Annotated in this window: 16 protein-coding genes; 8 read left to right on the top strand and 8 right to left on the bottom strand. The window is 73.8% G+C overall.

What is annotated here, in order from left to right; translation table 11 throughout:
* Positions 1 to 20 precede the first annotated feature (20 nt).
* On the bottom strand, positions 21 to 431 hold the full coding sequence (locus AMK19_RS08055; RefSeq protein WP_073809250.1) for a PH domain-containing protein: 411 nt from the start codon (positions 429 to 431) through the stop codon (positions 21 to 23).
* A 166-nt stretch (positions 432 to 597) separates the two neighbouring features.
* Between AMK19_RS08055 and AMK19_RS08050 the strand changes: the two genes are divergently transcribed.
* Entirely contained in the window at positions 598 to 1119 is a 522-nt protein-coding gene (locus AMK19_RS08050) for a PadR family transcriptional regulator (RefSeq protein WP_073809248.1), read from the top strand.
* Positions 1120 to 1171: 52 nt separating this feature from the next.
* Here the strand turns inward: AMK19_RS08050 and AMK19_RS08045 are convergent, their stop codons facing one another.
* Positions 1172 to 1834 (bottom strand): TNT domain-containing protein, encoded by a 663-nt coding sequence (locus AMK19_RS08045; RefSeq protein WP_073809247.1) that lies wholly within the window; start codon positions 1832 to 1834, stop codon positions 1172 to 1174.
* Positions 1835 to 2082: 248 nt separating this feature from the next.
* On the opposite strand from AMK19_RS08045, the gene AMK19_RS08040 reads away from it, so the two are divergent.
* The 4 genes from AMK19_RS08040 (at position 2083) to AMK19_RS08025 (ending at position 5231) form a co-directional block, all read left to right on the top strand.
* Positions 2083 to 3222: an LLM class flavin-dependent oxidoreductase gene (locus AMK19_RS08040; protein WP_073809245.1), complete on the top strand. Its 1140-nt coding sequence runs from the start codon at positions 2083 to 2085 to the stop codon at positions 3220 to 3222.
* Positions 3219 to 3836 carry an FMN reductase gene (locus AMK19_RS08035; protein ID WP_073809244.1) on the top strand — a complete coding sequence of 206 codons (618 nt, stop codon included), beginning with the start codon at positions 3219 to 3221 and terminating at the stop codon, positions 3834 to 3836. Before AMK19_RS08040 ends, AMK19_RS08035 begins: the two co-directional genes overlap by 4 nt.
* Before the next feature lie 58 nt (positions 3837 to 3894).
* A complete protein-coding gene (locus AMK19_RS08030) occupies positions 3895 to 4203 on the top strand; it encodes a GNAT family N-acetyltransferase (RefSeq protein ID WP_073809242.1) in 309 nt (102 codons plus the stop codon).
* A 221-nt stretch (positions 4204 to 4424) separates the two neighbouring features.
* Positions 4425 to 5231 carry a DUF1028 domain-containing protein gene (locus AMK19_RS08025; protein WP_073809241.1) on the top strand — a complete coding sequence of 269 codons (807 nt, stop codon included), beginning with the start codon at positions 4425 to 4427 and terminating at the stop codon, positions 5229 to 5231.
* Between the two features lies 1 nt (position 5232).
* Here the strand turns inward: AMK19_RS08025 and AMK19_RS08020 are convergent, their stop codons facing one another.
* Both AMK19_RS08020 and AMK19_RS08015 read right to left on the bottom strand, forming a co-directional pair.
* Positions 5233 to 6567, bottom strand: coding sequence for an erythromycin esterase family protein (locus AMK19_RS08020; protein WP_073809239.1), 1335 nt, complete (start codon positions 6565 to 6567; stop codon positions 5233 to 5235).
* 129 nt (positions 6568 to 6696) lie between these two features.
* On the bottom strand, positions 6697 to 7848 hold the full coding sequence (locus tag AMK19_RS08015; RefSeq protein ID WP_083646565.1) for a trans-sulfuration enzyme family protein: 1152 nt from the start codon (positions 7846 to 7848) through the stop codon (positions 6697 to 6699).
* A gap of 111 nt (positions 7849 to 7959) precedes the next feature.
* Between AMK19_RS08015 and AMK19_RS08010 the strand changes: the two genes are divergently transcribed.
* Positions 7960 to 8439, top strand: a complete 480-nt coding sequence (locus AMK19_RS08010; protein ID WP_241844292.1) for an Lrp/AsnC family transcriptional regulator — start codon at positions 7960 to 7962, stop codon at positions 8437 to 8439.
* 257 nt (positions 8440 to 8696) lie between these two features.
* On the top strand, positions 8697 to 9131 hold the full coding sequence (locus AMK19_RS08005) for an ATP-binding protein (RefSeq protein WP_073809234.1): 435 nt from the start codon (positions 8697 to 8699) through the stop codon (positions 9129 to 9131).
* A 185-nt stretch (positions 9132 to 9316) separates the two neighbouring features.
* On the opposite strand, the gene AMK19_RS08000 is transcribed toward AMK19_RS08005, so the two are convergent.
* Positions 9317 to 10480 carry an alpha-hydroxy-acid oxidizing protein gene (locus AMK19_RS08000; protein WP_073809233.1) on the bottom strand — a complete coding sequence of 388 codons (1164 nt, stop codon included), beginning with the start codon at positions 10478 to 10480 and terminating at the stop codon, positions 9317 to 9319.
* A 62-nt stretch (positions 10481 to 10542) separates the two neighbouring features.
* Positions 10543 to 11574: a LacI family DNA-binding transcriptional regulator gene (locus AMK19_RS07995; RefSeq protein ID WP_073809231.1), complete on the bottom strand. Its 1032-nt coding sequence runs from the start codon at positions 11572 to 11574 to the stop codon at positions 10543 to 10545.
* A 95-nt stretch (positions 11575 to 11669) separates the two neighbouring features.
* On the opposite strand from AMK19_RS07995, the gene AMK19_RS07990 reads away from it, so the two are divergent.
* Positions 11670 to 12584: a helix-turn-helix domain-containing protein gene (locus tag AMK19_RS07990; protein ID WP_143200090.1), complete on the top strand. Its 915-nt coding sequence runs from the start codon at positions 11670 to 11672 to the stop codon at positions 12582 to 12584.
* A gap of 61 nt (positions 12585 to 12645) precedes the next feature.
* Here AMK19_RS07990 and AMK19_RS07985 read toward each other — a convergent pair whose 3' ends face one another.
* Together AMK19_RS07985 and AMK19_RS07980 are read right to left on the bottom strand one after the other, a co-directional pair.
* Positions 12646 to 13053, bottom strand: a complete 408-nt coding sequence (locus AMK19_RS07985) for an HIT family protein (protein WP_073809228.1) — start codon at positions 13051 to 13053, stop codon at positions 12646 to 12648.
* A gap of 59 nt (positions 13054 to 13112) precedes the next feature.
* Complete coding sequence (locus AMK19_RS07980; protein ID WP_073809226.1) at positions 13113 to 14333, bottom strand: hypothetical protein; 1221 nt, start codon at positions 14331 to 14333, stop codon at positions 13113 to 13115.
* Positions 14334 to 14342: the final 9 nt, after the last annotated feature.

The following is a 14342-nucleotide window of genomic DNA, read 5'->3' as shown; positions in this document are numbered from 1 at the left end:
CCGACCGGACGTTGGCAGAGTCAACTGCCATTCTGTTGAGCCGACTTGAGGCAGTCGTTCAACTCCGTCGCGGTGCGCTCGACGTAACTGCGGGGGTGGTTCTGCGTCCACACCCCCAGGGCCGCGATGCTGCGGCCGTCCACCAGCTCGACGACCAGCCAGCCCTCGTTGCGGAAGCCGGCGATCTCCGACCAGCACAGCTCGTGGCTGCGCCAGAAGCCGCGGACCAGGACGCCGTCCGGGCCGCGCCGGACGCACAGCCGGGTCATCCGGGCGGAGACGGCCAGCAGCGCCGGGAACAGCGTCAGGCAGACTGCGAACTGGTCGGCCGCCATGGTGTGGAGCTTGCGCAGGGTGTCGATCGCCATGACCGCGCAGACGAGGGCCATCACCAGCCAGAGCGGCGCGGACGGCGTTCGGTACCTCTTCACGGCTGCGGGCTCCTTCGGGTGGCGGTGTGAAGAAAGCGTAGAGAGCGGTGAATCGGTCAAATCACGTCAATTGGTGCCGAATTCGCGCCAATCGAAGGTCAAGGGTTGGCAATTTTTACCAAGCTGTGATTCTCGACGACGGCCGCCCGCCCCGTACCATCGCCGCATGTCACTGCCGCACGCGATCCTCACCGCCCTGCTGGAGAAGCCGTCCTCGGGGCTGGAGTTGACCCGGCGGTTCGACCGGTCGATCGGGTTCTTCTGGTCGGCCACGCACCAGCAGATCTACCGCGAGCTGGGGCGGCTGGAGGGCGAGGGGCTGGTGCGCGCGTCGGGGCCGGGGGCGGGGCGCGGGCAGCGCAAGGAGTACGAGGTGCTGCCGGCCGGGCGGGAGCGGCTGCGCGAGTGGGTCGGGCAGGCGCAGGACCCGAAGCCGATCCGGGACCCGCTGCTGCTGCGGCTGCGCGCCGCGGCGGTGCTCGGCGTGGACGGCCTGGGCGAGGAGCTGGCGCGCCACCGGGAGCTGCACCGGGCGCAGTTGGCCGAGTACCTGGAGATCGAGCGCCGCGACTTCCCGCCGGAGAGGGCGGAGACGGAGAACCGCCTGCAGCACATGGTGCTGCAGGCGGGCATCCAACTGGAGTCGTTCTGGCTGGCCTGGCTGGACCAGGCACTGGAGCAGGACTGACCGGAGCGGAACCGGCCGGAGCGGAACCGGCCGGACCGGAGCCGGGGGTGCGTCAGACCAGGCGGGCCAGGTAGCCGTTGTCGACCAGCCAGCCGACGTTGATCCGGTTCGGCGCGCCCGGCACCAGTGCGGCGTCCAGCTGGTACTGGAGACCGAGGCCGGGCTGTCCGAACCAGGGGGCGATCGGGCCGGAGTGCACGGTGAACGCCTTGAGCACCCGGTAGTCGTGGTAGTTGCAGCCCGCGGCCGGGTTGCCGTCCAGGCTGGACGGCGGGATCGAGCGGGTGGCGTACGGCAGGCCCTCGGGGGCGAGGAAGGAGCCGTACTCGCTGCCGTAGCGGTCGATGTTCTGGCCGGGCCGGAGGGTGGTGTTGTACTCGATCGGGGTGCCGTCGGGCGTCAGCAGGTAGCCGTCGGACGGCGGGTACTTCCAGCTGCCGGCCGCGCTGTCGTAGTAGGTGGCGAGGAACTGCTGCTCGCCGAGCAGGCCGGTGCGGAAGTAGCCGATCAGCTGGCGGCCGACGGGCCCGGCGTTGGGCAGCTGGTCGGGGCCGAGGCGGGAGTCGCTGTGCCGGAAGTCGGCGGAGCACTCGGTGGAGACGGTGATCCTCAGCTCGGCCGGGGTCGCGGCGGCCGCGGTGGGCGCGGCGGTCACGGCGGTCGCGAACAGGGCGACGGTGGCGACGAGCGGGGCGAGGAACTGGCGCAGGCGCACGGACACTCCGGTGGGAGGCGGACGGCAGGGAGGGTGTCGGGCGGGCGGCCGGTGACGGTCCGCGCCCGAAAGCGTGCCCCAGGTAAGCGGAATGTCGGACCATCAGTCAACTCTGCGTATCCGATCAACTGCCGAGAGTGTCGGCGTTTCGGTCAACCGGCCGGGAATCCTGGCGGGAACAGATCGGAGTGGCATCGCGTTGCAGCGAGTGGTTGAATGTTGAATCAACCGAGAAGGAGTTGAGAGCGGTGCAGTTCGGCATCTTCAGCGTGGGCGACGTGACCACCGACCCCACCACCGGGCAGACCCCCAGCGAGCACGAGCGCATCAAGGCCATGGTTGCCATCGCGCTCAAGGCCGAGGAGGTCGGCCTGGACGTCTTCGCCACCGGCGAGCACCACAACCCGCCGTTCGTGCCGTCCTCGCCGACCACGATGCTCGGCTACATCGCGGCGAAGACCGAGAAGCTGATCCTCTCCACCTCCACCACGCTGATCACCACCAACGACCCGGTGAAGATCGCCGAGGACTTCGCGATGCTCCAGCACCTCGCGAACGGCCGGGTGGACGTGATGATGGGCCGCGGCAACACCGGCCCGGTCTACCCCTGGTTCGGCAAGGACATCCGGCAGGGCATCCCGCTCGCCGTCGAGAACTACGCGCTGCTGCACCAGCTCTGGCGCGAGGAGAACGTCGACTGGCAGGGCCGCTTCCGCACCCCGCTGCAGTCCTTCACCTCCACCCCGCGCCCGCTCGACGGCACGCCGCCGTTCGTCTGGCACGGCTCCATCCGCAGCCCCGAGATCGCCGAACAGGCCGCCTACTACGGCGACGGCTTCTTCGCCAACAACATCTTCTGGCCCAAGGAGCACTTCCAGCGCCTGATCGAGCTCTACCGCGAGCGCTACGCCCACTACGGCCACGGCACCGCCGAGCAGGCGATGGTCGGCCTCGGCGGCCAGGTGTTCATGCGCAAGAACTCCCAGGACGCCGTACGGGAGTTCCGCCCGTACTTCGACAACGCCCCCGTCTACGGCCACGGCCCGTCGCTGGAGGAGTTCACCGAGCAGACGCCGCTGACCGTCGGCAGCCCGCAGGAAGTCATCGAGAAGACCCTGGCCTTCCGCGAGACCTTCGGCGACTACCAGCGCCAGCTGTTCCTGATGGACCACGCCGGCCTGCCGCTGAAGACCGTCCTGGAGCAGCTCGACCTGCTCGGCGAGGAGGTCGTCCCCGTGCTGCGCGAGGAGTTCGCCAAGAACCGCCCCGCCGAGGTCCCCGACGGGCCCACCCACGCCGCGCTGGTCACGGCCCGCGCCCAGGCCCACGAGCGGGCCGACGCGCAGGCCCACGGGCAGGCCCACGAGAAGGAGGAGGTCGCCAAGTGAGCGCGCTGAAACTGGTCGTGGTGGCGGCGGGGCTGTCCGTCCCGTCCTCCACCCGGCTGCTCGCCGACCGCCTGGCCGGCGCCGCCGCCCGCGAACTGGGCGCCGCCGGACGGGAGGTGGACGTCCGGGTGGTCGAACTGCGCGAGCTCGCCCGGGACATCGCCGACAACCTGATCACCGGCTTCCCGCCGCCCGCGCTGCGCGATGCCCTCCGGGCCGTGGAGGAGGCGGACGGCCTGATCGCCGTCACGCCGATCTTCTCCGCGTCCTACAGCGGCCTGTTCAAGTCCTTCGTCGACGTCCTCGACCGGGACGCGCTCACCGGCACCCCCGTGCTGATCGCCGCCACCGGCGGCACCGCCAGGCACAGCCTCGCCCTCGAACACGCCATGCGCCCGCTCTTCGCCCACCTGCGGGCCGTGGTCGTCCCCACCGCTGTCTTCGCCGCCTCCGAGGACTGGGGCGCGAACGGCGCCGACGGCTCGCTCGCCGGACGCATCGACCGCGCCGCCGGCGAACTCGCCGCCCTGCTCGCCGGGCGACCCGCCGCGACGGGCCCGGTCGAGCGAGTGGTGCCCTTCGAACAGCAACTCGCTGCGCTACGGGCGCACTGACCGCCCGTCGATGCCCTATCGTCCGACCGACAGCCTCGAGAACCAGGAGCAACCCGCGATGGAACCCCAGGTCAGCGACAACATCGAGCAGTCCCGCTTCGAGATCCGCACCGACGCCGGACTCGCCGGATTCGCCGAGTACCAGCGCCGCGACGGCGGGCAGATCGCCTTCGTGCACACCGTCATCGACCCGGCGTTCGAAGGCCAGGGCCTCGGCGGCAAGCTGGCCCGCGCCGCCCTCGACACCGTCCGCGGACGCGGCGAGGCCGTCCTGCCGTACTGCCCGTTCATCCGCGGCTGGATCGCCAAGCACCCCGAGTACGTCGACCTGGTGCCCGCCGACAAGCGGGCCAAGTTCGACCTCTGAGCCGCTGCGCGGACGGCGGACGGCGGACGGCGGACGGCGGACGGCGGACGGCGGGCGCCGGGGACGAGGGCCGGCGCCCGCCGCGCGGCCGGGGCCGGAGCCGGGGCCGGAGCCGGGGCCGGTCCGGCCGAAGGTCCGCCGGTGGGGCGCTTCTTGACGGAATGTGCCGAGGCAGGACGGACCGTGGACGAAACGTTCCGCCCAAGCTATCGTCGCCCGTCGTGACCTTCTCCATCGTCGCTCGGCACGGCAACGCCTACGGTGTCGCCGTGGCCAGCAAGTTCCTCGCGGTCGGGGCCCTGGTGCCCGCCGCCGAAACCGACATCGGCGCCCTCGCCTCCCAGGCCTGGGCCAACCTCGCCTACCGCCCGCAGGGCATGGCCATGCTGCGCAGCGGCGCCTCGCCCGCCGACACCGTCGCCGCGCTGCTCGCCGCCGACGACGGGCGGGTCCACCGCCAGCTCGGCGTGGTCGGCCCCGAGAGCGCCTTCACCTGGACCGGCGAGGAGTGCCTGCCCTGGGCGGGCGGCGTCGCCGGCCCGGACTACGCGATCCAGGGCAACATCCTCACCGGACCCGAAGTGGTCCGCGACATGGCAGCCGCCTGGCTCGCCTCTGCCGAACTCCCGCTCGCCGACCGCCTGTTGAAGGCCCTCGCCGCGGGCGACGCGGCCGGCGGCGACTCCCGCGGCCGGCAGAGCGCCGCCCTGTACGTCGTCGACCCCGGCAAGGGCGTCGGCGGCTGGGGCGACACCTCGCACGACCTGCGGGTCGAGGACAACGCCGACCCGGTCGGCGAACTGCGCCGCCTGCTCGGCCTGCACGAGATCCTGCACGGCACCCCGGACCCGGCCACGCTGCTCCCGCTGGAGGGCGAACTCGCCGACGAGGTCGGCGCGTTGCTCGCCAAGGTCGGCTTCGACGACCTCGACCGCTGGGCCGGAGTGGAGAACCTCGAGGGCCGCCTCGTCGAGGGCCGCATCGACCCGCTGGTCCTCGATCACCTGCGCACCGTCGCCGGACGATGAGTCAGAGCGCCCTGGCGGCCGTCACCTCGTGCAGATGGATCAGCACGTCGTAGGCGGCCGCCGGGGCGAGCACCGGCACGGGCGTCGGGGTGTAGGTGGTCCCGGCGTCGTACGTGGGGTGCGCGGTCGCCAGCCAGCTGCTCGCGGGCGCGGGCAGCGGGCGCAGCGGCAGGTAGAAGTCGCGGTGGCGGACCTGGTCGAGGGTGTGTTCCAGGCTGCCGGGCGGGGCCGGCGGAACGCCGACGGGCTGCCACGCGCCGCCCGCGCCGTCCGCGGTGGTGAGGAACGCGCCCCGGTCGAAGGTGGTGCCGATCGCCAGGTAGCGCCCGTCGCCGAGGGCCTGGCGCAACTGCGCGCCCTGCGGGACCGGGTACAGCTCCGGCAGGGTGGACGCGTACCCGGCGTGGCCGTTGTGCGCGGACAGCAGGATGCGGTGGCCGGTCCGCCGCTGCCACCACAGGACGTTGTGCGTCATGGCGCGGTCGCGGAGCTGCTCGGCGGCGGCGACCGACAGCTCGTCGGCGGGGTCCATGGCGAGGAATGCGAAGGTGTCGGCGATCACCCGGGCGTGCTGCACGGTCTGCTCGTCGCCCACGGCGGAGACCAACTCGAAGGCTCGGCGGCCGAGTTCGGCGTTCGCCCGGCGTTCGGCGAGCGGACGCCGGGTGAGGTAGCCGACGGCGTCGTCCAGCGGGCGAAGCGGCGCGTACAGGTCGGCGAGCCGGGCCGCGTACTGCGGGCGGGCGGCGCGGACCGGGTCGAGGACGCGCCGGAAGACCGGGTCGCCGAGGGCGGGCAGCCCGAGGTCGGCGCCGAGGAAGCGGACGGGACGCCGCGGGGTGCGGCGGTTGTGGTCGCGCATCCAGCTGATCAGGTCGGCGAACTCCTCGCGGTGCCACGGCGATCCGGCGAGGGTGCGGTCGGCGACCCGGCGGGCGTCGCCCTCGCCGCCGAGGAGGAACTCGTCGATCTCCAGGCCGGCCGTCCAACTCGCCTCCAGGGCGAAGGCGGTGAAGCCGCGCTCCTCGACCAGGTACCGGAACACCCGGTGCTTGAGGGTGAAGAACTCGTGGGAGCCGTGGGTGGCCTCGCCGAGGCCGACCACCTCGGCGTCGCCGATCAGCTCGCCGAGCGCCTCCAGGTCGGTGCTGCGGCCGCCCGGCGCGGTGGAGCGCAACGGGTGCGCGGCGGCCTCCAGTTGCTTCACCACGAGCAGCTCCTGCCGGTCGGTCCGGTCGGCCGCCGCGGCGGCCGGGAGGCGCAGGGCGGGGACGGCGGCAACCGCCGCCGCGGTGAGCAGTCCGCGCCTGGTGAGGCGTCGCCGGTGGGCCGTCATGCCGCTGTCTCCCTGTCCGGGCCGCGCGGTGCGGCCCCGGTGACGAGCATGGCCGGACGGGGCTCTCCGGCGCGCTGGGGTGCGCCACCGGACCGGTGCGGGGGTTTTCCCCCGCACCGGGCGGTCCGGCTACCAGATCAGCGCCTTGCCGAGGTCGGCCTCCAGGTCGGCCGGGTCCTCCAGGCCCACGGAGAGCCGCAGCAGTGCCGGGACGGGCTTGTGGGCGTCCGCGACCGGGCGGTGGGTGAGCGAGGCCGGGTGCTGGATCAGGGTGTCCACGCCGCCGAGCGAGACCGCGTGGGTGATCAGCTCGCAGCGTTCGGCGATCGCCGCGGCGTGGTCGAAACCGCCCGCCGCCTCGAACGCCAAGGTGCTGCCACCACCCAGGAGTTGACGTCCGAGCAGCGGGGAGCCGGAACGGCCGGGGTAGTGCACGGCGGACACCTCGGGCTGCTCGGCCAGCCAGTCGGCGAGCCGGGCGGCGCTCTCCGAGGCGGCCCGCACCCGCAGCGGCAGCGTCTGCAGGCCGCGGTGCAGCAGGTAGCCGGCCAGCGGGTGCAGGATCGCGCCGGTGACGGCGCGGACCCGGCGCAGCCGCTCCGCCCACTCGGTGGTGCAGGCGACGGCGCCCGCCAGCACGTCGCCGTGCCCGCCGATCGACTTGGTGGCGGAGTGCAGCACCAGCGCGGCGCCGAAATCGGCGGGGCGCTGCAGCACCGGGGTGGCGAAGGTGTTGTCGACCAGCAGCGGCGCGTCGCCGCAGGCCTCGGCGATCGCGGCCAGGTCGACCAGGTCCAGGGTGGGGTTGCCGGGCGTCTCGACCAGCACGAGCCCGGTGTCGGGACGGACGGCGTCGGCGACGGTGTCGGGTGTCGCCCAGCCGACCTCGGTGCCGAGCAGCCCGGAGTCGAGCAGGTGGTCCGAGCCGCCGTACAGCGGGCGCACCGCGACCACGTGCCGGCGGCCCTCGGCGGCGGCGGCCAGCAGGCAGGCGGTGAGCGCGGCCATGCCGGAGGAGAACGCCACCGCCTGGGCACAGCCCTCGAGTTCGGCCAGCGCCTGCTCGAAGCGGGCGACGGTGGGGTTCCACAGCCGCTGGTAGACCAGCCCGCCGTCGGCGGGCGGACGGCCGCCGGTGGCCAGTGCCTGGTAGGCGTCGCCGCCGGCGGCGAGGTCGGGCACCGGATAGGTGGTGGACAGGTCGAGCGGGGGGACGTGCGCGCCGAGCGCCGCGAGGTCGTCGCGGCCGGCGTGCACGGCTCTGGTGTCGAGTCGGCTCATGGGCGTTGATGGTGAACTTGCCGACGGGCAAAGGCCAGAGCGGCAGTCGATCATTCGGCAGGAGGGGGTGCGGTCTTGCGGATGTTCGGTCCGGGCCGCCACGCTGGGTGCGTGCCGAACATTCCACGGGCCCGGGCGGCGCTGGACGAGACCGACCTGGCGATCGTCCGGGCGCTGCTGGGCAACGCCCGGATGGCGAACAACGCGCTGGCGGAGCTGGTCGGGATCGCCGCGTCCACCTGCCTGGCGCGGGTGCGGGCGCTGCGCGAGCGCGGAGTGATCCGCGGCTACCACGCGGAGGTGGACCTGCCGGCCGTCGGCCTGACCCTGCAGGCGATGATCTCGGTGCGGCTGCGGGCGCACACCCGGGAGCAGAACGGCAGCTTCCGCGCCGCCGCACCGCACCTGCCCGGGGTGCTGGCGGTGTTCCACATGGCCGGCAGCGAGGACTACCTGCTGCACGTGGCGGTGGCCGACCCGGAGGCGCTGCGGTGCTTCGTGGTCGAGCACCTGACGACCCATCCGGCGGTGGCGCAGACCCGCACCAACCTGGTCTTCGAACGGATACCCGGCGCGGAGCCCGTCATCTGAGCCGGTCGCCCGAGCCGGTCGCCCGAGCCGGTCGTCCGAGCCCGTCACGTGACGCCGAACGGCGGTGCGCGGGTGGCGAGTTGTGGCCACTGTCCAGCATCCGCCGCCGCAGATGGGCCCGTTCGGCCGTACCGTACTGATTATCGGTAGTCTGTCCGGTTCTTCTCGGGCGGGGCAGGGCCGCCGAGCCCCCACGCGGCCGGACGACGGCGCACCCCGCACCGACCCCGGTCGCCCCCGCCGTGAAGGGACCGACCATGGCTGTCGCGGACCCACCCCAGACCGTGCGGTACAGCCTGAGCCTGGCGACCGTACCCGCGTCCGTCCCCGAGGCACGTCGCAGCGTGCGCGCCGAACTGGCGGCCCGCGGCCTGGACGCGGACCACCCGCTGACCGACGCCGTGCTGCTGGTGGTCAGCGAACTGGTCACCAACACGGTCCGCCATGCCGCCCGGCGCTCGCCCCGCACCACGCTGCAACTCGACTTCGGGCCGGACGAGTTGACCGTCCGGGTGCACGACCGGCACCCGCACTGTCCGCGCCGCCGCGACGTGCCGTACCCGGACGGCAGCGGCGGCTGGGGGCTGAACCTGGTGCACGAGACGGCGCTGCTGGCCGGCGGCGGGACCGCGACGCTGGCCGACCCGGACGGCGGCGGCAAGACCATGGTGGTGCGCCTGCCGCTCGGCTGACGCCGCGACAGGGACGCCGCGGCGGGGGGAGGGGGCTGCTGCGGGGAGGAGGCTGGCGCGGGGCCGGCGCCGTGTCCCGGCGGACGCCGGTTGGGAAGACGATCGGAGGACGACCCCGCGGCCCCACTCTGCTGCATGCACTCAGTTATTGCAAGTAAGTCGCAATAAGGCGGGCAGGCGTGGGCTCAGCAACGCCGCAACGCCCCCGGCGCCCGCAGCGACTCCACCGACGGATAGCCGTCCACCGCCATCAGCAGATCCGCCTCCGCCAGCAGCGACCGCAGCACGTGCACCACCCCCGCCTCCCCGCCCAGCGCCAGCCCGTACACGTACGGCCGGCCCACGCCCACCGCCGTCGCCCCCAGCGCCAGCGCCTTCACCGCATCCGCACCGCTGCGCACCCCCGAGTCGAACAGCACCGGCAGGCCGTCCGCCGCCGCCACCGCCTCGGCCAGCGACTCCAACGCCGGAAGCCCGCCGTTCGCCTGCCGGCCGCCGTGGTTGGAGCAGTAGATCCCGTCCACGCCCGCGTCCTTCGCACGGCGCACGTCCTCCGGGTGGCACAGGCCCTTGAGGATCAGCGGCAGGTCGGTCAGCGAACGCAGCCACGGCAGATCGTCCCAGGTCAGCGGGTTGCCGAAGATCTGCACCCAGTCCATCACCGCGCCGCGCGGATCCCCGTCCGGGTCCTTCAGTCGGGCCCGGAACACCGGGTCCGAGGTGTAGTTCGCCAGACAGTGGCCGCGCAGCTGCGGGAAGCTGCCGCTGCCCAGGTCGCGCGGACGCCAGCCGGTCACCCAGGTGTCGAGCGTGACCACGATGCCCCTGAACCCGGCCGCCTCCGCCCGGTGCACCAGCGACTCCGCGAGCGCCCGGTCGGTCGGCGTGTACAGCTGGAAGAACCCCGGCGTGTCGCCCAGCTCCGCCGCCACCTGCTCCATCGGGTCCACCGACAGCGTCGACGCCACCATCGGCACCCCCGTGCGGGCCGCCGCCCGGGCCGCCGCCAGATCCCCGTGCCCGTCCGGCGCGCACAGCCCCAGCACCCCCACCGGGGCCAGGAACAGCGGCGACGGCGACTCCAGGCCGAACAGCCCGGTGCGCAGATCCCTCTCCTTCGCACCCACCAGCATCCGAGGCACCAGCCCCCAGCGCTCGAACGCCGCGACGTTCGCCCGCTGGGTGTGCTCGTCGCCCGCGCCGCCCGCCACGTACGACCACACGTCCGGGGGCAGCGCCGCCTGCGCACGCTCCGCCCAACCCGCGTACGTCATCGGGTACTTGGGGGAGACGCCGAACAGCGCCTCGAAGTAGATCTCGTTCTGGTAGTCGCCGAACTGCGGGGCCATCCGCGCTCCTCGATGGGTGATCGACCGGTGGCGGCCACCCTCCATCCGCTACTGGCGGGTGGTCAAGGGGATGCCGTGCGGGAGAGCGCCGCGAACGGGGCTGCCGCACGAGGGGCGCCGCGCAGCACCAGGCGGGTCGGCACCGTCTCGGTCCGCGGCGGCGAGACGTCCCCGTCCAGCCGCGCCAGCGCCAGCCGGAGCGCCGCCGCACCCAGCTCCGCCGGGGCCTGCGCCACCGCCGACAGCGGCGGATCCAGCGCCTCCGCCAACGGCAGGTCGTCGAACGCCAGCAACGCCACCTCCCGCCGGCCCGCCCGCGCCAACGCCAGCACCGCGCCCGTCGCCGCGTTCACGTGCGACGCGAACAGCGCCGTCGGCGGATCCGGCAGCGCCAGCAGCCGCTCCACCGCGAGCTCGGCGTCCGCCGCCGTCCGGGCCGCCGCGAGCAGCGCGCCGTCGCGCGGGACGCCCGCCCCTGCGAGCGCGTCCTCGTACCCCGCCAGCCGCTCCCGGCGGGTGTACAGCTCCGGCGGCAGATCGCCCAGGAACGCCACCCGGCGGTGCCCGGCCGCCAGCAGGTGGGCCACGCCCTCGCGGGCGCCCGCCCGGTTCGAGGACAGCACGCAGTCCGCGTCCGGGCCCGGCCGGTCCACGAACACCAGCGGCACCCCGGCGCTTGCGGCCTGCTGCGCGGACGCCTCCCCGTCAGTCGCCGGAACCACCAGCAGCGCGGCCGTCCGACGTGCCAGGAAAGCGCTTACCACGTCCGCTTCGCGCACCGGATCACCGCCCGAACACCCCAGCAGCACCGTCAACCCGCGCGCCCGCGCCGCCTCCTCCACCCCGCCCGCCAACGCCCCGAAGAACGGATTGCCCAGATCCGGCACCACCAGGCCCACCGTCGAATCCGGGCCGCCGGTGCGGATACTGCGCGCCAGCAGATTCGGCCGGAACCCCAGCCGCTCCGTCGCCGCCAGCACCCGCGCCCGGGTCGCCGCCGCCACCGGGCCGTCCCCGTTCACCACCCGCGACACCGTCTTCGCACTCACCCCCGCCTCCCGCGCCACGTCGTGCAAGGTCGAACGCCGCTCCATCCCGCTCCCCTCCCGTCCCGCCGTTGCACCGACCGTACCGCCGCCCTCCCGGCGGAAGATCCACCGGAGGTAGCCTGGCTGCGGATGTGGTGAGCATGCGAGGCAGTGACAACCCGACGTCCGGGACGACGATCCCCGAGGTCCCGTTCGCCGCGCCACCCGGCGGACCGGTCGGCGTCGAAGTGATGACCCTCGCCGAACTGCGCGCCCGCCGCGCCGCCGCCACCGACCGGGCCTTCCACCGCCCCCAGCGGCCCGCCTTCCACCACCTGCTCACCCTCGACCGCGGCGCCCTCCGCCACACCGTCGACTTCACCGAACACGACGTCCGCCCCGGCAGCTGGCTCTGGGTCCGCCCCGGACAGGTCCAGCAGTGGGGCGAACTCGGCGACGCCGACGGCACCCTCGTCCTCTTCGAACCCGGCTTCCCCGACCCGGCGACGGTCGCCGCCGCCCACCTCGACGACCCCTTCGCCGCAGCCGTCCTGCACACCGCCGGCCCCGCACGCGACGCCCTCCGGCAGGCGCTGCGCCACCTCCACCAGGAGTTCGCCGCCGGCGCCGACCTCCCTGCCGACATCCACCACGCCCTGCTCCGCCACCTCCTCGCCGCGCTCCTCCTCCGGCTCGCCAACCCCCCGAGCCCCTGCGGCACCACCACCGCCGCCGAACCCGGCGAGACCTACCGCCGCTTCCGCCACGCCGTCGAACACCACTTCACCCGCACCCGCCGCGTCGACGACTACGCCAAAGCGCTCGGGTACTCCCCCCGCACCCTCTCCCGCGCCACCCTCGCCGCCACCGGCATCGGCGCCAAGGAATTCGTCGACCGCCGCGTCATCCTCGAAGCCAAACGCCTCCTCGCCCACAGCGACACCCCCGCCGCCCGCATAGCCGACCACCTCGGCTTCGCCGACGCCGCCAACTTCGCCAAGTTCTTCCACCAACGCACCGGCACCACCCCCATCGCCTTCCGCACCACAGTCCGCGGCACCCCCGACGAGCCATAGCCCCCGGCGGTGCAGGGCAAGGCAGTTGAGTCGGGTGCTCGGGTGGGGCGGGTCGGTGGGGTCAGAGGGCGGCGTGGATCGAGGCTGCTGTGGAGGCCGCGTGGGCCGCGTCGCGGTAGTGGGTGCGGGGCCAGAAGAAGCCGCGGAGGCCGTCCTTGGGGTTGCGGGGGACGACGTGGGTGTGCAGGTGGGGGACGGACTGGCTGATGCGGTTGTTGGTGGCGACGAAGCTGCCGGCCGCGGACATGCCGCGCTCGACGGCGGCGGTCAGCCGGCGGACGCGGGTCCAGTAGGGGCCGGTCTCCGCGTCGGTGAGGTCGGTCAGGGTCGGGACGTGGCGGCGGGGGATCACCAGCAGGTGGCCGGGGAAGAGCGGCCGGTGGTCGAGGAACGCGACGACGGACGAATCCGCGAAGACGGTCTCCACCGGGACGTCGCCGGCCACCACGCGACAGAACAGGCAGTCCATCGCCCCATCATCACGACCCGGGCGCGCCGGTGGGAGCACCGGCGCGCCCGGGTCGGGCGTCAGGCGTGCGACCAGTTCGCGGCGGCGACCAGCGCGACGACCTGGTCCTCGTCGAGCGCACCCGGCCCGGTGGCGTGCTGGTTGCCGGTTCCGGGCGTCCACAGCTTGACGGTGACCACGGTGCGGCCGGGGAACTGTGCGGCGGCGAACCAGTCCGTGCCCTGGGTCTCGGGCGTGTGGCCGGGACCGGCGAGCGGGATCTTCTTGAGGAAGGCGTCGATGCCGTTCACGGTCTGGTGGATGTTCGCGGTCGAGCCCATCTGCTGGAACCTGACCCGCTCGTCGCCGGGCAGGCCGTACTGCCAGTTGTGCGCGACGGTGGCGACCACGTTGCTGGTGCGCCCGTTGAGCGTCACCGTTCCGTGGATCCGGCCGGGGACGTTCTGGGTGTCCTTGCCCGGGTCGAACACGGCCCCGGCGGGCAGCGCCTCGCGCAGGGCGGCGGCCACCTGCTCGGTGGTGACGGGCTCGGTGAACACCCTTCCGGGGGGCAGCTGGTCGAAGGCCGGCTTCCAGTCGTCGGAGGTGGCGATCTTCTGCAGGCCGTCCATCGGCAGCGGGGGCTGCTCGCGGTCCGGGTCGTCGGCGAAGCCGGTGACGATCTCGAAGGCGCGGATCATCCGGCCGTCGGGGGTGGAGAACGTCGCCGTCCAGGTGCGGGTGTCGCCGTTCCAGCGCGGGGCCTTCGCGGCGGTGACCAGGCGGGAGCCGTCCGGCCGGGCGGTGACGTGGCAGGTGGTGGTCGGCTGCTCCAGGGTGTCCGGGCACTGCAGGGCGGGGTCGGCGTCGGTGAGCGGCGTGACCACCCGTTCGGCGGTCACGCCGACCTGGGCCGGGCCGTGGCCGTCGTCGTACTCCGCGGAGGCCGACGGAGTCATCGACCTGTCGGTGCTGGAGATCTTCTGGGCGTCGACCTTGCCCTCCTTGGGCAACAGCGAACGCAGGGTGTGGGACATGAACCCGTCGGGGGGCGTCGGCGCCGCGGCCGACGGGGTGTCCCCGGCCGCGGAAACGTCCGCGGGCGTCCCCCAGGGCAGCAGGGCCAGCGCGCACCCGGCCGTGGCGACCAGGGCGACCGCGGAGGCCCCGGCCGCCCGGCGGCGCAGTACCCGGTTGCGGCCGCGGAGTTCGGCGTTCAGGGCGAGCAGGTCGCCGGCCGGTGCGGGGGCGAGTTCGGCGGAGGCCCGCAGCGCGCGGGCGAAGTCCTCTTCGGAAGTCATCGGTGGTCT

Origin of the sequence: Kitasatospora sp. CB01950 (genome assembly GCF_001905465.1) — a bacterium.
GTDB lineage: Bacteria > Actinomycetota > Actinomycetes > Streptomycetales > Streptomycetaceae > Kitasatospora.
The sequence above is the reverse complement of the archived record's forward strand: the minus strand, read 5'-3'. Positions and strand labels throughout refer to the sequence as shown.